Below are 17,582 nucleotides of genomic sequence, written 5' to 3' on the forward strand. Positions count from 1 at the left end.
AACAATTTAGATGATAACCACGCTATCTATAAAAAATTACGCTTTAATTGAAAAGTTATCTATTGATTTTTCAAAAGGATTTTCAATTATCACTGGGGAAACTGGTGCAGGAAAGTCCATTATACTTGGAGCATTAGGTCTGGTTCTTGGAAAAAGAGCTGATTTGAGTTCGCTTAAAAATAAAGAAGAAAAATGTATCATCGAAGCTCATTTTGAAATTTCGAAATACAATCTAAAACCCTTTTTCGATGCTAATGATCTCGATTATGAGGACGATACCATTATAAGACGTGAAATTTTGCCATCAGGTAAATCGCGTGCTTTTATCAATGATAGTCCCGTAAACCTTCAAGAGTTGCAGGAATTAAGTTTGTATTTAATCGATATTCATTCGCAACAGCAAACTCAAGAGTTATCGGATGAGAATGTGCAGTTCAAAATTATCGATGCTATTGCTACCAATGTAGAAGTTATTGTTTCTTACCAAGGACTTTTAAAACAATATAAAGCAGAGAAATCAAAGTTGAATGCCTTGGTAAAAAAGCAAGCGGAGTCCTATAAAGAACAAGAATACAATCAATTTTTGTTGACAGAGCTGCAAGAAGCAAAGCTGAAGGCGGATGAACAAGAAACATTAGAAAGTGATTTTGAAAAGCTTAATAATGTCGAAATTATAAAGGAATCATTAGACAAATCAATTGCGATCACTAGTGCCGATGCTGTAGGTGTTTTGTCTGGATTGAATGATATAAAAGCAGCTTTGCAAAAAATCGTATCTTTTTCACCGGAGTATCAGTCCTTGCAGGAGCGCGTGATGAGTGTTTTGATCGAAATGGACGATATCACGAACGAATTGAACGATAGCAGTGAAAGTTTGGTCAGTGACCCAGCACAATTGGAACTTATCAATCAAAAGTTACAGTTAATTTATAATTTACAAAAGAAACATCAAGTAGCAACGGTAGAAGAATTGATTGCTATAATGACGCAATTGGATCAATCTGTCGTTGAACTAGGGAATTTAGGTGAAGACATTGAAAAATTGACCCTTTCGATAGAAAATAAAGCCGCAGAATTGGATGTGTTAGCAGCGACCATTCATTCGAACAGAGAAATTGCGATTCCGATCTTATCAGAGAAATTGATTTCGATTTTGGCTACTTTAGGAATGCCAAATGTTCGTTTTGATATCAAAGTAACGCCATCCGCCAATTATTTCGAAAACGGAAAAGACGAGTTACAATTCTTGTTTGCTGCCAACAAAGGAACTGATTTTGGTTTACTGAAAAAAGTAGCTTCAGGCGGGGAGATGTCAAGGATTATGTTATCTGTAAAAGCGATACTGGCTCAATACTCAAAATTACCAACGTTGATTTTTGACGAAATTGATACTGGAGTTTCAGGAGAGATTGCGATTAGAATGGGAGAGATCATGAAAGAGATGAGTAAAGCCATGCAAATTTTTGCCATTACACATTTACCTCAGATTGCTGCCAAAGGTAATGCTCACTTTAAGGTATTTAAATCTACAGTAGGAGACGATACGCAATCTGAATTGGTCTTGCTGTCAGCAGAAGAACGCATTGTCGAAATCGCTCAGATGCTATCTGGAGCTGTGGTCTCAGATTCGGCTTTAATTCATGCCAAAGCCTTGTTGAAGTAATATAAAACTTTATATTTGTACCTCAAAAAAAATACATTTAGAACGCTTAGGCGCCATTTATATACAAACGATAAAAAAAGAAAAATGATCATAGAACCAAGAATGAGAGGATTTATTTGCCTGACATCTCAACCAAAAGGATGCGAGCAAAACGTAAAAAATCAAATTGAATATGTAAAATCAAAGGGAGCAATTGACGGTGCCAAAAAAGTATTGGTTATTGGTGCTTCAACAGGTTTTGGATTGGCTTCACGTATTACAAGTGCTTTTGGTTCTAATGCAGCAACTATAGGTGTCTTTTTCGAAAAACCACCAACAGCTGGAAAAACAGCTTCACCAGGATGGTACAACTCAGCAGCTTTTGAAAAAGAAGCTACTAAGGCTGGATTGTATGCAAAAAGTGTGAATGGTGATGCATTTTCGAACGAGATAAAAGCACAAACTTTAGCTTTAATAAAGGAAAATTTAGGTCAAATAGATTTAGTAATATATAGTTTAGCATCGCCGGTGCGTACAAATCCTAACACAGGAGTGCTACACCGTTCGGTTTTGAAACCAATAGGAGAAAAATTCACGAATAAAACCGTAGATTTTCACTCAGGTAAAGTATCGGAAGTATCTATTGAGCCATGTAGTGGTGATGACATCGAAAATACAATTGCCGTAATGGGTGGTGAAGACTGGGCAATGTGGATGGATGCTTTAAAAGCAGACAACTTATTAGCTCCTGGAGCTACAACAGTAGCTTATTCCTATATCGGGCCATCATTAACAGAGGCTGTTTACCGCAAAGGAACAATTGGTCGTGCAAAAGATCATTTGGAAGCAACTGCTTTTGAGATCACAAAAAGCTTAGCTGATTTAGATGGTAAAGCATATGTTTCTGTGAACAAAGCCTTGGTAACACAAGCAAGCTCAGCGATTCCTGTGATTCCGTTATATATTTCATTATTATACAAAATCATGAAAGCAGAAGGAATTCATGAAGGATGTATTGAGCAAATTCAACGTTTGTATGCAGATCGTTTGTACAGTGGGAATGAAGTACCTACAGATGAGCAAGGACGTATACGTGTAGACGACTGGGAAATGCGTGAAGACATACAAGCCAAAGTTGCTGCATTATGGCAAGAAGCTGTTACTGAAAACCTTGAAGAAATTGGTGATTTGGAAGGATACCGTAAAGATTTTTATAATCTTTTTGGATTTGATGTTGATGGTGTTGATTATGCCGCAGACACAGACGAAATGGTAGGTATTCCAAGCATTAGCTAAAAAATAGAGTAAATCGTTTTTGTATTACAAACACCTTAATCATGTAAAATTGGTTAAGGTGTTTTTTTTGTTTAATTTAAGGTGGAAATTGAAGATTGAAGACTTTAAATTTTAAAACAATTTGATTTAATTATATAAGTGTAATAAATGTCTAGGCAGTATCTTCACAAAATTATATCTAAATGTTAACTTGATTGTGATTCAGTGGTTTCTGTAGATTAAGTTGTATTTTACGAGTAGGAGTAGGTCTTCCACTTGATGAAATGGAAAAGTATTTGGTATTTAAATTTCATATGGAAATGGTATTAATTTTATAATTTATAAAACTTGAAAAAAGCCTTTACAATTTTTTTAAAAGTGATTGCTGGCATAGTTGCCCTATTTTTGCTTCTTGTGCTATTATTACAAGTGTCTTTTGTCCAAAACAAAGTCAAAGATTATGCGGTGTCTTATCTTGAAGGAAAGATCAAAACCAAAGTAGCAATTGGGTCAATTGAGATTGGGTTGCCTAAAAAAGTTATTTTGAATGATTTTTATTTTGAGGAGCAGTCAAAAGATACTTTGGTTGCTGGAAAATCTTTAAAAGTTGATATTGATTTATTTCAATTGATAAATAGCAAAGTTCAAATCAATTCTATTGCGCTGGATGATGCTGTTGCGAATATAAAAGTGAACAAAGTGGGCGTTTTTAATTTTGACTATATTATAAAAGCTTTCGCAACTCCTGATCAGCCAAAAACTGAAGAAAGTTCCTCAACTGCCATTTCGATAAAAAATATTAGCTTAGATAAAGTACGTTTTAACTATCAAGATGAAGTATCGAAAAACAATGTTTCGTTAGGAATTCAACATTTCGATACAAAAATTGATCAGTTTGATTTGGATAATCTTGCGTTTGATGTTCCCGAAATTAACTTGAAAGGTTTTAAATTGAATCTCAGTCAAGATATAGCAGAAGCTGTTCAAAAAGTAGCGGAAGATGTTAAAGCGAAAGCCGATACTAAATTTCTACAATTGAAGTTGAGCAAAATTAATTTGGACGACATAGTAGTTTCTTACCAAAGTGCAGTAGCAAAAATGAATGCCAATATTGCACTTGAACATTTGGATACGCAGCTAGAATCTATTGATTTGCAGAAACAACATATTGTAGTCAACGAAATTAATTTATCTAAAACTACGGGAAGTGTTGCATTACTTAAATCATTAGTCGAAGCTAAAAAATCTTCCTCTGAAACTGCTGCAACGGAAACATCTTTACCTTGGAATTTCGAAATAAAAAAAATCGGAATTCAAGCAGTTACTTTTGCTTTCGATAATGAAAATGAAGTTAAAATAGTTAAGGGTATGGATTATAATCACCTTGCTATTAAGGACTTGAATTTTGTAGGGGAATCAATCGTAGCAAATAACAATGCTTATACAGGAACTATTTCATCTTTACAATTTGTTGAAAAAAGCGGCTTTTCTATACAAGAATTGCGAACTGCTTTTGCGTATTCAGACAAAGGCGCGTCTCTGCAAAAATTGTATTTGAAAACACCACAAACCACGCTAGAAAAATCAATTATTGCCACTTATCCATCTATTGCATCTCTGAGTGAACATGTAGAAAATCTAGTGGTTGATGTCAATTTAATCAATAGTACTTTAGGATTTAAAGACGTATTGCTACTAGTGCCAAGTTTAATTTCGAATGATGTTTTCAAGAATTATCCCAATGCAATTTTGGCATTTAATGCCGTTTTAAAAGGACGAGTAGATCAAATGACGATTTCGAATTTTAATGCTAGCGGATTAGGAAGCACCAAAGTCGCTTTTAAGGGAAATGTGGTGGGATTGCCAAATTTTGATAAAAGTAATTTTGATATAAATTCGCTCTACCTAGAGAGTACTGCAAAAGATATAAATGGTTTTGTGCCTAAAAATATGATACCTAATAGTATACAGCTACCTAAAAACTTTAATCTTAAAGGAGATTTTAAAGGGAGCATGGCTGTTTTTAAAACAAATTTGGCTGTAAAAAGTAGCTTTGGTAGTGCAGTAATGCAAGCTAGTTTTGATCAAAGCCGAAAAAATAACGAAAAATATATTGCTGATGTTAGCATTCAAAATTTTGATGTGGGTCAGTTGATAAAAAACAAGCAATTGGGCAAAATTACAGCAAATGCTACCATTAATGGAGTGAGCTTAGATCCTGCTGTGTCGAAGGCTACTTTTACGACCAAGGTGATTGCTGCCAATTACAACCAATACAATTATCAAAACATATTTTTGGGTGGTTCTATTAGCAATGGTAATTTTGATATAAAAGCCAAATCATCTGATCCAAATGTAAGTTTTGCTATGGATGCTAAAGGTTCATCAAATCCAAAAAAGCCAACTGTAGATTTGAAGCTTAATGTTGATATATTGGATCTTGAAAAATTGAATCTTCACGCTGGGCCTTTGAAATTAAAAGGAGATGTAATTGCTAGATTTGATGATTTAAGTGTTGATAATTTAAACGGAACTTTATCTGCAAGCAACTTTTTGGTCGCTCTTGAAAAAGAACAGTTTCCTATAGATTCTATTTCGATAAAAGCAGTTAGCTCAATTGCTAGAGATTCGATTGTTTTAAAATCACAGTTTGCTGATGGTGTGATAAGTGGTGAATATAAATTAACTACAATTGGAGATGCATTAATGAATTCTATTTCGAAATACTACCAATTTGACAAGAAATATGTGGCCAAGAAAGAGGCACAATCATTAGATTTTGCGTTTACCATCAAAGACGATCCTATCTTGAAAAAATTGGTTCCAGAATTGGTTGAATTATCTGCTATTGATTTGACAGGATCCTACCAATCAACAAACGATAGTATTGTTGTAAAAGGTGTTATTCCCAGAATTAATTATGCGTCTAACGAAATTTCGAATGGTTTACTAACTATAGATACTCAAGCAAATACGCTCAATTACAATGTATCTTTTGGTTTGTTGAAAAATGCTCAGTTTGAAGTTCCTAAAACGTCAGTTGGAGGTACAATAACTGATAATACGATTAATTACCAATTGGTGAGTCAGGACCAAGAAGATAAGGAGAAATATGTGATTGGTGGTCGTGTTAAAGATAGCTTGGGAGCAATGACCGTTTCTTTTGATCCCAAAAGTATGCTTTTGAATTATGAAGAATGGGTAGTTGCTCCTGATAACTTTATAAAAATTGCTCCAAAGGGAATTCAGTTTTCAGATTTCGAAATTAAAAATGGTAATCAGGCGATTTCTATTCAATCAGAAAACAATAAAGTTACCGGACCTGTTGTGGCAAAATTTGAAAATTTCAAAATTGAAACCTTAACGAATATTGCTAAAACCGATTTTGATTTAGGCGGAACTATTAATGGAGAAACTGTAATTAAAAATTTGACTACTAATCCATTATTTGTAGCTGATTTAAAAATTGAAAATCTTAAAATCAAGGAAGATTCGGTTGGCGATTTGCAGTTGAAGGTCGCTAATAAAAATGCAGATGTTTACACAGCAAACGTTGGTTTATCCGGATTAGGAAACCAAATGAACATAGACGGCTCGTACACGATAAGCTCAAGTAATTTGGATTTTGATGTGCTCATTGATAAATTACAAATAAAGTCACTACAAGCTTTTGCAACCGACTATTTAAAAGATAGTGAAGGTTTTATTGATGGAAAAATGAAGGTCAAAGGGCAAGCATCAAGCCCTGTTGTGGAGGGTGCTTTGAAATTCAATTCAGTTAATTTTGTTGTGGTGCCTTTAAATTCGAAATACCAATTGAATAACGACCAGATTGTATTTCGAGATAAAAAAATCGTTTTTGATGATTTTAAATTACAAGATGAAAACAAAAATCCGTTGAAGGTAACTGGCTTTATTGATACTAATGATTACACCAATGTAGGTTTTAATTTGAATATAGATGCTAAGAATTTTAGAGCGGTTAATTCAACTTCCAAAGACAATAAATTATTTTATGGTGAATTGTTCTTGGATAATAACTTGGGTATAAAAGGAACAATGAACAGTCCAGTTGTTGATGGTACCATCAAGGTTAATGAAGATACAAAATTCAGTATAGTATTACCACAGTCAGATCCTTCCATTGCTGATCGTGAGGGGATTGTAGAGTTTATCGATCAGGATCAGCCCGTTTTGATTACTGTTGAAGACCCAATGAAAGATATTGTACAAACGCAGTTTACAGGAATTGATGCAACAGTGAATATTGTTGTGGATAAAAAAGCAGAAATTTCGATTGTGATTGATGAATCTAATGGTGATTATTTAAAACTGCAAGGAGAAGCGCAATTGACAGGAGGAATTGACCCATCAGGTAAAACTACATTGACTGGGAAATATGAATTTACTGGTGGGGCCTATGAAATGAATTTTAATTTAATAAAAAGAAAATTCGAAATTCAGCCTGATAGTTATATTCTTTGGACTGGAGAACCAACAACGGCCAATATCAATATTACAGCTGTTTACAAAGTAGATGCATCGCCACTTGATTTGGTTGATGATCAATTAACCGGAATAACTGATGAAACAAGAAATACCTACAAACAAAAAATTCCGTTTGAAACCAATTTGATCATGAAAGGGGAGTTGTTGCAGCCCGAAATTTCGTTTGATATTGTTTTGCCGGATGGTAATAATGATGTTTCTGCCGAAATTATCAATACAACCCAAGCCAAGTTGACACAGTTAAAAACTGATGATGATGCGATGAACAAGCAAGTTTTTGCGTTGTTGCTACTGAACCGTTTTATTGGTGAAAATCCGTTTTCAAGTGAAGCAGGAGGGACGAGTGGTGCTTATTTGGCCAAACAAAGTGTAAGTAAAATTCTGTCTCAGCAATTGAATAATTTAGCCGGTGATTTGATCAAAGGAATCCAAATTGATTTTGATTTACAAGCGACAGAAGATTATTCAACAGGAGAGAAAAAAGAACGTACGGATTTGAATGTAGGACTTTCAAAGCAACTTTTTAACGATCGATTAAAGGTGACATTAGGAAGTAGTTTTGGTGTTGAAGGAGCACAAAATGCCAATGAGCAAGCGACTAATATTGCAGGTGATGTAACTGCAGATTACCTACTGACGACAGATGGGCGCTACAAAGTGCGTGCCTATAGAAAAAACAATTATCAAGTAGCTTTACAAGGCCAAGTTGTTGAAACGGGAGTAGCTTTTATCATCACGATGAACTACAATAAATTCAAAGAGTTGTTTCAAACTAAACAGCGAACAGACAAAAATAAAGAAAACAGAAAGCCTAAGAAGGATGAAAATAAGTAAATACATATCGTTAATTTATATAGGATCGCTGCTAGTAAATTGTAGCGGAACAAGTAAAATTCCAGAAGGGGATTTCTTGTACACAGGTCACAAGATTTTAATCGAAAAAGGTACTACTGCAAAGAGTAAAGTCAAAAAGATAGAATCAGAATTGAATGATTTGATTAGACCTATCCCCAATAAATCTTTTTTGGGTTTTAGACCTGGAATCTTTTTCTATAATTTGGCAGGAGAGGTAAAAAAGGACAAAGGATTCAAATATTGGCTAAAATATAAAGTAGGAGAAGCACCGGTTTTGATGAGTGCTGTAAATTTGGATTATAACAAAGATGTGGTTCAGAATTACATTGAAAACCGTGGTTTTTTTAATGCAGCAACAAAAGCAGATTCTATTTCGAAAGGGAAAAAAGCAACCGCAACCTATGAGATTAAATTGCAGAACCAGTATAAAATCAAGTCAATAGAATACCCGAAGGACAGTACCGTCTTGAGCAAAGAAATTACTTTGGCTAGAAAAAATTCTGTTTTAAAGATTGGAAAGCCTTACAATCTTGATGTCATTAAAACAGAGCGTAGTCGTATCGATGCCAAACTAAAAGAACGAGGCTTTTATTATTTTAACGAAGACTATTTATTGGTTCAAGTAGATAGTACGGTAGCTAAACATGAGGTAGCTTTAATTTTAAAAATTAAAAAAGAAATCCCTGCTAAAGCGGCTATACAATACAAGATTAACGATGTTTATGTTTACCCAAGTTTTAATTTAAAGAGAGATACAGTTGCTAATCGAAAGCAAGACTCAATAAAACTGGAAAATTTTACGGTAATAGATAATAATACTGTCTTTAAACCTATCATTTTCGACAAAAGCTTATTGTTCAAAAAGGGCGAATTATACAATAGAACTACACACAATTTGTCACTAAATAGATTGATCACTTTAGGAACTTTTAAATTTGTAAATAATGAATTCAAAGTAAATGATCGTTTCAAGGATCAATTGGATGCCTACTATTATTTGACTCCTTTGCCCAAAAAATCCATACAAGTAGAGGCACTCGCAAAAACGAATACTGCCAACTATTCGGGTACAGAATTGAATATTAACTGGAGTAATCGCAATACTTTTAAAGGAGCTGAGCTGCTTAGTATTTCAGCTTTTTCGGGGCTTGAAGTGCAGGTTTCAGGTCAAAACAACGGATTCAATGTGTACCGATTTGGAGGAGAAGCCAATTTGGTGTGGCCGCGTTTTATCTCGCCTGTTCGCATGAACTCAGGTAGCGCCTATGTACCAAACACCAAAGCCACAATTGGTTATGAGTACCAATTGCGAACAAAATTATATTCGTTAAAAACTTTCAATAGTTCTTTTGGTTATTCTTGGAAAGAAAACGAACGTAAAGAACACAATCTAAATGTGGTTAATATTGCCTATACATCGTCAAATAATGTATCCGATTTGTATTTATCGCAGATCGCGGCAAGTCCGTCGTTGCAGAGTATTATTGACAAGCAACTTATTTTTGGTACCAATTATTCGTATACCTATACAAATACGATGCTCAAAAACAAAAAGAATAATATTTACTTCAAAGGAAGTCTAGATTTTTCGGGTAATGCTTTATCACTATTATTAGGAGCGAATGACAGCAGCGATCCAAAGACGGTTTTTGGAGTACCCTTTAGTCAATACACAAAAGCAGAATTTGAATTCCGTCACTACTATAATTTTAATAGCGAAACAAAAATAGCAAGCAGAATTATCGTTGGAGCAGGATTACCATATGGAAATTCGAATAATTTACCTTTTATAAAACAATTTTTCATTGGTGGTACGAGTAGTATTCGAGCTTTTAGAGCGAGATCAATTGGACCCGGAAGTTTTAATGGTAATGCAGTTACCAACAGTTTTTTGCCAGACCAATCGGGAGATTTAAAATTAGAATTCAGTACCGAACTCAGAACCCAAATTTACAGTTTTGTAAAAGGTGCCGTATTTGTAGATGCTGGAAATATTTGGCTTCGAAATAAAAGCGTAGAAAAACCAGGAGCAGAAATCAGTAGTCAATTCTTAAACCAATTGGCAGTAGGAACAGGAGTTGGACTTCGTTTTGATTTTAGTTTTTTAGTCCTTAGAACTGATTTGGCTTTTCCGTTGCGTACCCCTTATGAGACCAATGGTAAAAATTGGGTCGTAGACAAAATTGATTTTACAGACAGGTCGTGGAGAAAAGAGAATTTGATCTTCAACCTTGCCATAGGATATCCTTTCTAAATATTGGTATTTTATAAGTTTATTTAAAAATGGTATAAATATGCTGCATCGTATCAGCAGTATCTTTAACTATCTTTTAAATAACCACCACATGCAAAAAAAAATACTTTACCAGGAGGATTCCACTGAGGATTCTCCGAGATTGACGCAGCTCGTAAAGCATAAAATGATACACTATTTTATGCTTTTGGGTAATGTAGTCGAATATATTTCTTTGGTAACAAGAAACCTATTTACCAAAAAGTTTGAATTTCAAGAATTTTTAAAGCAATGCTATCAAATTGGGAATAAGTCCGTAGGCTTGATTTCGATTACGGGTATCATTGTGGGTTTGGTACTAACCATTCAATCAAGACCTTCACTCGTTAGTTTTGGAGCGGTAGCTATGTTGCCAGGAATGGTTAGTATTTCAATCATCCGAGAAATGGGTCCTGTAATTACGGCCTTAATTTGCGCTGGTAAAATAGGATCGAGCATGGGTGCAGAATTGAGCTCTATGCGTGTAACCGAGCAGATAGATGCTATGGAGGTTTCGAATACTAATCCAATCAATTTTTTAATAATCCCAAGAGTTTTGGCGGCGACGATTATGATTCCGCTACTTACTTTATATGCAGATGCCATAGGTATTTTTGGTAGTTGGTTGGGCGTGAATATTAAAGATAATTTGAGTTTAAAACTTTTTCTAAACCAAGCCTTTAGCAATTTAGAATTTATAGACATTTTTCCAGCGGTAATTAAATCCTTCTTTTTTGGAGCAGTAATAGGTTTGGTCGGATGTTACAAAGGTTATCATGCAGGACGAGGAACCGAAAGCGTGGGTATTGCGGCCAATTCAGCTGTAGTAACCGCATCCTTATTATTGATCATTGTAGATTTAATTGCCGTACAAATAACCGATTTATTATAATGGATACCGAAACTAAAAAGGCAGTCATTCAAATTGAAGGGCTGACCAAAAGCTTTGGTGATCTAAAAGTACTTGATGGTGTCACTTTAAATCTTTATGGAAATGAGAATCTGGTAATCTTAGGTAAATCAGGTACAGGAAAATCGGTTCTGATCAAATGTATTGTCAATTTATTGCAACATGATCAGGGGAGTATTAAGGTTGGAAAGTATGAACTAACCGGAATATCAGAGGATGATCTTATAAAAGTCCGCCAAAAAATTGGTTTTCTATTTCAAAGTGCTGCACTATACGATTCGATGACTGTTCGAGAGAATTTAACTTTTGCACTTCTTCGATTAAAAGAAAAATTTTCGACTGAAGAAGTGGACAGAATGATTGTAGAAGCCTTAGAAAATGTTGGCTTACCAGATGCGATAGACAAAATGCCATCAGAACTTTCCGGAGGTATGAAAAAACGAATAGGTCTCGCTCGAACCTTGGTCGTTAAACCCGATATTATTTTGTATGATGAACCTACAACGGGTTTGGATCCTATTACTTCTGATGAAATTAGTCATCTTATTAATGATACCAAATCCAAATTTAAGAACGCTTCGATTATTATTACTCACGACATTAATTGTGTCAAAACGGTAGCCGACAGAATCATCATGTTGAAAGACGGAAAAGTATATAAAGAAGGAAACTTACAAGAATTTACCACAGACAGTGATCCCTACATTCAATCATTTTTTAAATAGAAAACCATGCAAACAGCAAATAACTCGTATAAAGTCAAACTAGGGATCTTCGTATCCTTAGGAATATTAATATTGTTAGTCATCATATTTTTCATAGGTACTAACCAAAATTTATTTAGTTCGAAATTCACTCTAAATTCTAATTTTCGAAATGTAAGCGGCTTACAAGTTGGGGGTCAGGTTCGCTTCTTAGGGATTGCCGTAGGTACGGTAGAGCAAATCGATATTGTTAATGATTCGACAGTAAATGTAGCCGTTGTAATGGATACAAAGGTTAAAAAATTCATCAAGAAAGATAGTAAAACATCGATTACCTCCGAAGGTGTTATTGGTGATCGAATCTTAGTAATTTCACAAGGTAGTACACAGTCACCTGAGGTAAAAGAAGGAGCTAGATTAATTTCAGTAGAACCAGTTGAGTTCAATACAATATTGTCGTCTGTTGAAGTGTCTGCCAAAAATGCCGAGATTATTACCGAGGAAATGGCATCTTTACTTATTAGCGTCAACAATAGTCAAGGAATTTTAGGAAAACTACTCAAAGACGAACAAATCGCTGCTGACATGAAAAAAACAGTAGAAAATTTACGCAAAGGTTCCAAAGGATTAGAACAAAATATGGAGGCTGCAAAAGAAAATTTTTTACTTAGAGGTTACTTTCGAAAAAAGGAAAAAGAGAAAGAAAAAGCAGCAAAAGAAGCAAAGAAGAAAGCGGAGGCTATCAAAAAATAATGGGATAAACTGCTAGTACACAAATGATGTACTAGCAGTTTTTTTTTAGAAGGTTAAAATTTTAATAGCTTTAGAATGTTAGTTATTATTTAAAAAACAAATACAGTTTTAATCTACCATAGAAAATATTAAATATCGAAAACTGATTGGAATAATTGTGTCTAACTAGTTGATTAATTTGTAGCTAAAATTTCTAGAAAATTTATGAGGTGATTTGTTAAGCTTGCTAGTAATTAACAAAAAAAAATATTAGTTTTACATAAGTTGATTTTTGAACGATTATTTAGGTATTTCTAGATTTTTTTTCAACTATTAATAGCCTTTTAATATATTTATCCAAATTTTAAACAGATGAGTTACTACAAAATAGACAATTTAGAACAATATTTCAAGCATTATAATAAATCGGTACGCGAACCAAGAAAATTTTGGGGAAAAATTGCGGAAGAAAATTTTACTTGGTACCAACAATGGGACAAAGTAGTAGAATTTAATATGGTTGATGCTGAAGTAGAATGGTTCTCTGGTGCTAAAGTAAATATCGTCAAAAATTGTATTGATAGACATTTAAACAAAAGGGGAGAAAAGACAGCCATAATTTTCGAACCAAATGATGTTAATGAAGAAGCATTGCACATTACTTACAATGAATTGCACCAACGTGTTTCTAAAATGGCAAATGTTTTGCGTGAGCAAGGCATTAAAAAAGGGGATAGAGTTTGCATCTATTTGCCAATGATTCCAGAATTGGCCGTATCTGTACTAGCATGTGCACGTATAGGGGCCATTCATTCCGTTGTTTTTGCTGGTTTTTCTGCCTCAGCTGTAGCTAGTAGAATCATCGATAGTGAATGTAAAATGGTTATTACCTCAGACGGTGGATTCCGTGGTAGCAAAACCATTGAATTAAAGCCTATTATTGATGAAGCGCTTGAAAAATGCCCTTCTGTTAGTACTGTTTTGGTTGTTAAAAGAACTAATGCTACCATCAAAATGAAAGAGGGTAGAGATATCTATGTACAACCCTTACTTGACGAGGCTTCAGACAATTGTGTGGCCGAAATCATGGATGCCGAGGATCCTTTGTTTATCTTGTATACTTCTGGTTCAACAGGTAAACCAAAAGGAATGGTACACACGACTGCTGGATATATGGTGTACTCTGCATATACTTTTAAAAACGTATTTAATTACGAAGAAAATGATATTTTTTGGTGTACTGCCGACATTGGTTGGATCACAGGACACTCTTATATTTTGTACGGTCCCTTGTTAAATGGAGCGACAACAGTAATTTTTGAAGGTGTACCATCATACCCTGATTTTAGCCGTTTTTGGGAAGTAATCGAAAAGCATAGTGTTACTCAATTTTATACAGCACCAACTGCTATTAGAGCACTAGCCAAAGAAAGCTTGGATTATGTTTTAAAATATCCATTTAAATCCTTAAAAGTTATTGGATCTGTAGGAGAGCCTTTAAATGAGGAAGCTTGGCACTGGTACAATGATCATGTTGGGGCAAAAAGATGCCCAGTGGTAGATACTTGGTGGCAAACAGAAACTGGCGGGATCATGATTGCTCCTCTAGCATTTGTTACACCAACCAAACCAACTTATGCTACTTTACCTTTGCCAGGAGTGCAAGCGGTATTGATGGATGAAAGACGCAACGAAATTGAAGGTAATCAACAAGAGGGAAGTTTGTGTATCAAGTTTCCATGGCCTGGAATTGCACGCACAATTTGGAATGACCACGCACGTTATAAAGAAATATACTTTTCACAATTCCCAGGAAAATATTTTACAGGAGATGCTGCCTTACGTGATGAAGTTGGATATTACAGAATCACGGGTCGAGTAGATGATGTTGTAATTGTATCGGGACACAATCTAGGTACAGCGCCAATTGAAGATGCAATTAATGAGCATCCTGCAGTAGCAGAAAGTGCAATTGTTGGTTTCCCTCATGATGTAAAAGGCAAAGCACTCTATGGTTTTGTTATTCTAAAAGAAACGGGTGAATTAAGAAACAAAGAAAATTTATCTTTGGAGATTAATAATCATATTTCGGGCCATATTGGACCAATTGCCAAATTGGACAAAATACAATATGTTTCAGGTTTACCAAAAACACGATCTGGAAAAATCATGAGACGTATTTTAAGAAAAATTGCAGAAGGTGATTATTCTAATTTTGGGGATACTAGTACGTTACTTAACCCAGAAATTGTTGAAGAAATAAAAGAAGGAAGAATAGAATAATACTCTTTCAAAATACAATACAAGGCTCAAGAATTTATCTTGAGCCTTTTTTTTGGATTAGTGTCGAATTTAAAAGAATATAAAAAAGCCTTTAAAAACAAGTTGTTTTACTTGATTTTTAAAGGCTTTTGAATGGACTAGAGTGGACTTGAATGAAGTCTTATTATTTTTGATACTTCTTCTTCTTTAAAATATCTGAGGCCGTTTGATAGAAGGAGATGGTTTGATTAACTAAATCTTGACGCTCTTTTGTCAATGGCTTTTGATCATAGTACAATTGAAAATCAGGTTCTATTCCGTTTTTTGGTTGTAGTGTCAATCCAAATTGTTTGACTTGCTGCTTTGGCGAAATAATAGTCAAAACATTATCTTTAATGAGTCCTAAATCTTGGTAGGTTGCAATAAACGCTCTAGGTTGGTAATTTGGATTCAAAACATCTTGTCCAAAAAACTTAGACTGATAGTTAAAATGCAATAATCTAAATAGGGTTGGCATGATATCTATTTGTGACATAAGTTGAGTATAACGATCTGGCGCTACAAAACCAGGACTATAAATCATGGCTGGAATTCGGTATTTATCTACCGGTAATTCTGTTTTACCTGCGCTAGAGGCACAGTGGTCAGACACAATTACAAAAACTGTATTCTTGAACCAAGGTTGTTTTGCTGCCATGGTAAAGAATTTTTTAATCGCATAATCGGTATATTTTACGCCACCTTCACGAGATTTTGCGTCTCCAGGAATATCAATTTTACCGTTAGGATACGTAAATGGTCGGTGGTTTGAAACGGTCATCCAATGGTTGAAGAATGGTTTCCCCGTTTTTGCCTCAGCGTTCATGGTTTTGATTGCTTTGTTCACCATATCCTCATCACATACGCCCCATACATTCGAAAACGTAATTTCTTCGGGTGTGAAGGTTTTCTTATCAACAATATCGTATCCATTGCCCGAAAAGAAATCTTCCATATTATCAAAAAATGCATCTCCGCCATACAGGTATTTCACCTGATACCCTTTCGATTTAAAAACACTTCCGGTAGTAAATTTGTTTTTATTGTCTTTACGTTTTACAACACTTTCTCCAGCAGTAGGAGGTAAGCACAAGGTAACAGCTTCCAATCCACGAACGGTTCTATTTCCTGAGGCATAGAAATTGGTAAATAATAAACTTTTGGTTGCTAAATCGTCTAGAAAAGGAGTGATGTTTTTGTCGTTACCGTACATTTTCATAAATTCAGCACTATAACTTTCGATCGTAATCAAAACGACATTTTTGTGTACCTCGGCACTGTCTGATTGAATTATTCTACTAGAAGAAAAATTTTGTAACCCAGGAATTTGCTTGTCAAGTAAAGCATAAGCTTCCGTTTCGGGCATCATTTTATAGAATTTAAAATAATCTAATTCGCTATTCATGAAAGCAAGGTAGAAACGATACATTCCATTAGACTGCAACTCATTGGTGAAAACGTTTGTTGCATTTTCCGTTTTAGCCAAATTAGGAATGCACCAAAGCGCTACACCAGCTAGCAGAAAATAAATGACTGTCAACTTAATTTTTTCGAAAAGAGTCGGGATTTTTTCGATATAAATTTTTGATTTTTTTACTACAAAGTACGTTATCGTTCCTGCAACCAAAAACAGAGCAGAAAAAATTGGAATTACAGGATAGGATTCCATAATATTTCCAATCACTTCATTGGTGTACACCAAATAGTTAACAGCTATAAAATTGTATTTCACTCCAAATTCGTTCCAGAAAAAGTACTCGCTTATTGCATTTTGAAGAATAAGTACCACATACAAGAACATAACAAAGGAGAACAACCAGAATCTGATTTTATCACGTTTTTTGGGTAGGAATAAAAGAAGGCCAAACAAAAAAGTCTTGATTCCTACAAACACAAGCCCAACAGTCGCCAATCCTCCACCGTATTCGGTTAAAATAGATTGCCCTGAAAAAATATAAAGCCAAATTGCTATTAAAATTCCGAAATGAATATATCCATACGGTTTTTGGTATTTGGCATTTGATATAAATATAAGGTAAAGCCACAAAAAACCACTCGCTAGAATAAAGACAAATACATCTGAAACTAGTCCTAACGAAAAAATCTTGGCAGTGTCTAGAAACGAAAAAGTAGATTGTGTGATGGGGTGAAAAAGTAATACTACCCTAAGGATTACACTAATAATAACATAAAATAAAGTAAGTGTATAAAATGGAGCTAATTTTTTGGAGAAATACATACTTGTTGTTTTGTTTGTGCACAAAATTAACCTTTTTAGACAAATTACATTGCAATATTCAAATGGATTTCTTAAGGTTGGCTTAAGATGTCAATTGGCTATTAAGTAGCAGGAATAATTAAGATTATCTTTGTTTAATAAAT

General features: G+C 34.5%; 9 protein-coding genes. 8 read left to right on the forward strand and 1 reads right to left on the reverse strand.

What is annotated here, in order from left to right; genetic code table 11:
• The first annotated feature begins 10 nt into the window (after positions 1-10).
• From recN to acs, 8 genes are all read left to right on the forward strand, one after another.
• Entirely contained in the window at positions 11-1,663 is a 1,653-nt protein-coding gene (gene recN, locus FFWV33_RS13325) for a DNA repair protein RecN (RefSeq protein ID WP_108741364.1), read from the forward strand.
• 84 nt (positions 1,664-1,747) lie between these two features.
• Entirely contained in the window at positions 1,748-2,938 is a 1,191-nt protein-coding gene (gene fabV, locus FFWV33_RS13330; protein ID WP_108741365.1) for an enoyl-ACP reductase FabV, read from the forward strand.
• Positions 2,939-3,265: 327 nt separating this feature from the next.
• Complete coding sequence (locus FFWV33_RS13335; RefSeq protein ID WP_108741366.1) at positions 3,266-8,260, forward strand: translocation/assembly module TamB domain-containing protein; 4,995 nt, start codon at positions 3,266-3,268, stop codon at positions 8,258-8,260.
• A complete protein-coding gene (tamL, locus tag FFWV33_RS13340) occupies positions 8,247-10,535 on the forward strand; it encodes a translocation and assembly module lipoprotein TamL (protein WP_108741367.1) in 2,289 nt (762 codons plus the stop codon). The genes FFWV33_RS13335 and tamL overlap by 14 nt, the downstream gene beginning before the upstream one ends.
• A gap of 166 nt (positions 10,536-10,701) precedes the next feature.
• Entirely contained in the window at positions 10,702-11,445 is a 744-nt protein-coding gene (locus tag FFWV33_RS13345; RefSeq protein ID WP_108742553.1) for an MlaE family ABC transporter permease, read from the forward strand.
• Positions 11,445-12,188, forward strand: coding sequence for an ABC transporter ATP-binding protein (locus FFWV33_RS13350; RefSeq protein WP_108741368.1), 744 nt, complete (start codon positions 11,445-11,447; stop codon positions 12,186-12,188). The genes FFWV33_RS13345 and FFWV33_RS13350 overlap by 1 nt, the downstream gene beginning before the upstream one ends.
• 6 nt (positions 12,189-12,194) lie before the next feature.
• On the forward strand, positions 12,195-12,920 hold the full coding sequence (locus tag FFWV33_RS13355; RefSeq protein ID WP_108741369.1) for an MlaD family protein: 726 nt from the start codon (positions 12,195-12,197) through the stop codon (positions 12,918-12,920).
• Between the two features lie 351 nt (positions 12,921-13,271).
• Positions 13,272-15,182 carry an acetate--CoA ligase gene (acs, locus tag FFWV33_RS13360; protein ID WP_108741370.1) on the forward strand — a complete coding sequence of 637 codons (1,911 nt, stop codon included), beginning with the start codon at positions 13,272-13,274 and terminating at the stop codon, positions 15,180-15,182.
• A 163-nt stretch (positions 15,183-15,345) separates the two neighbouring features.
• Here acs and FFWV33_RS13365 read toward each other — a convergent pair whose 3' ends face one another.
• Positions 15,346-17,439, reverse strand: coding sequence for an LTA synthase family protein (locus FFWV33_RS13365; protein WP_108741371.1), 2,094 nt, complete (start codon positions 17,437-17,439; stop codon positions 15,346-15,348).
• Positions 17,440-17,582 lie beyond the last annotated feature (143 nt).

The sequence above is a fragment of the Flavobacterium faecale genome (assembly GCF_003076455.1).
In the GTDB taxonomy this organism is placed as follows: Bacteria; Bacteroidota; Bacteroidia; order Flavobacteriales; family Flavobacteriaceae; genus Flavobacterium; species Flavobacterium faecale.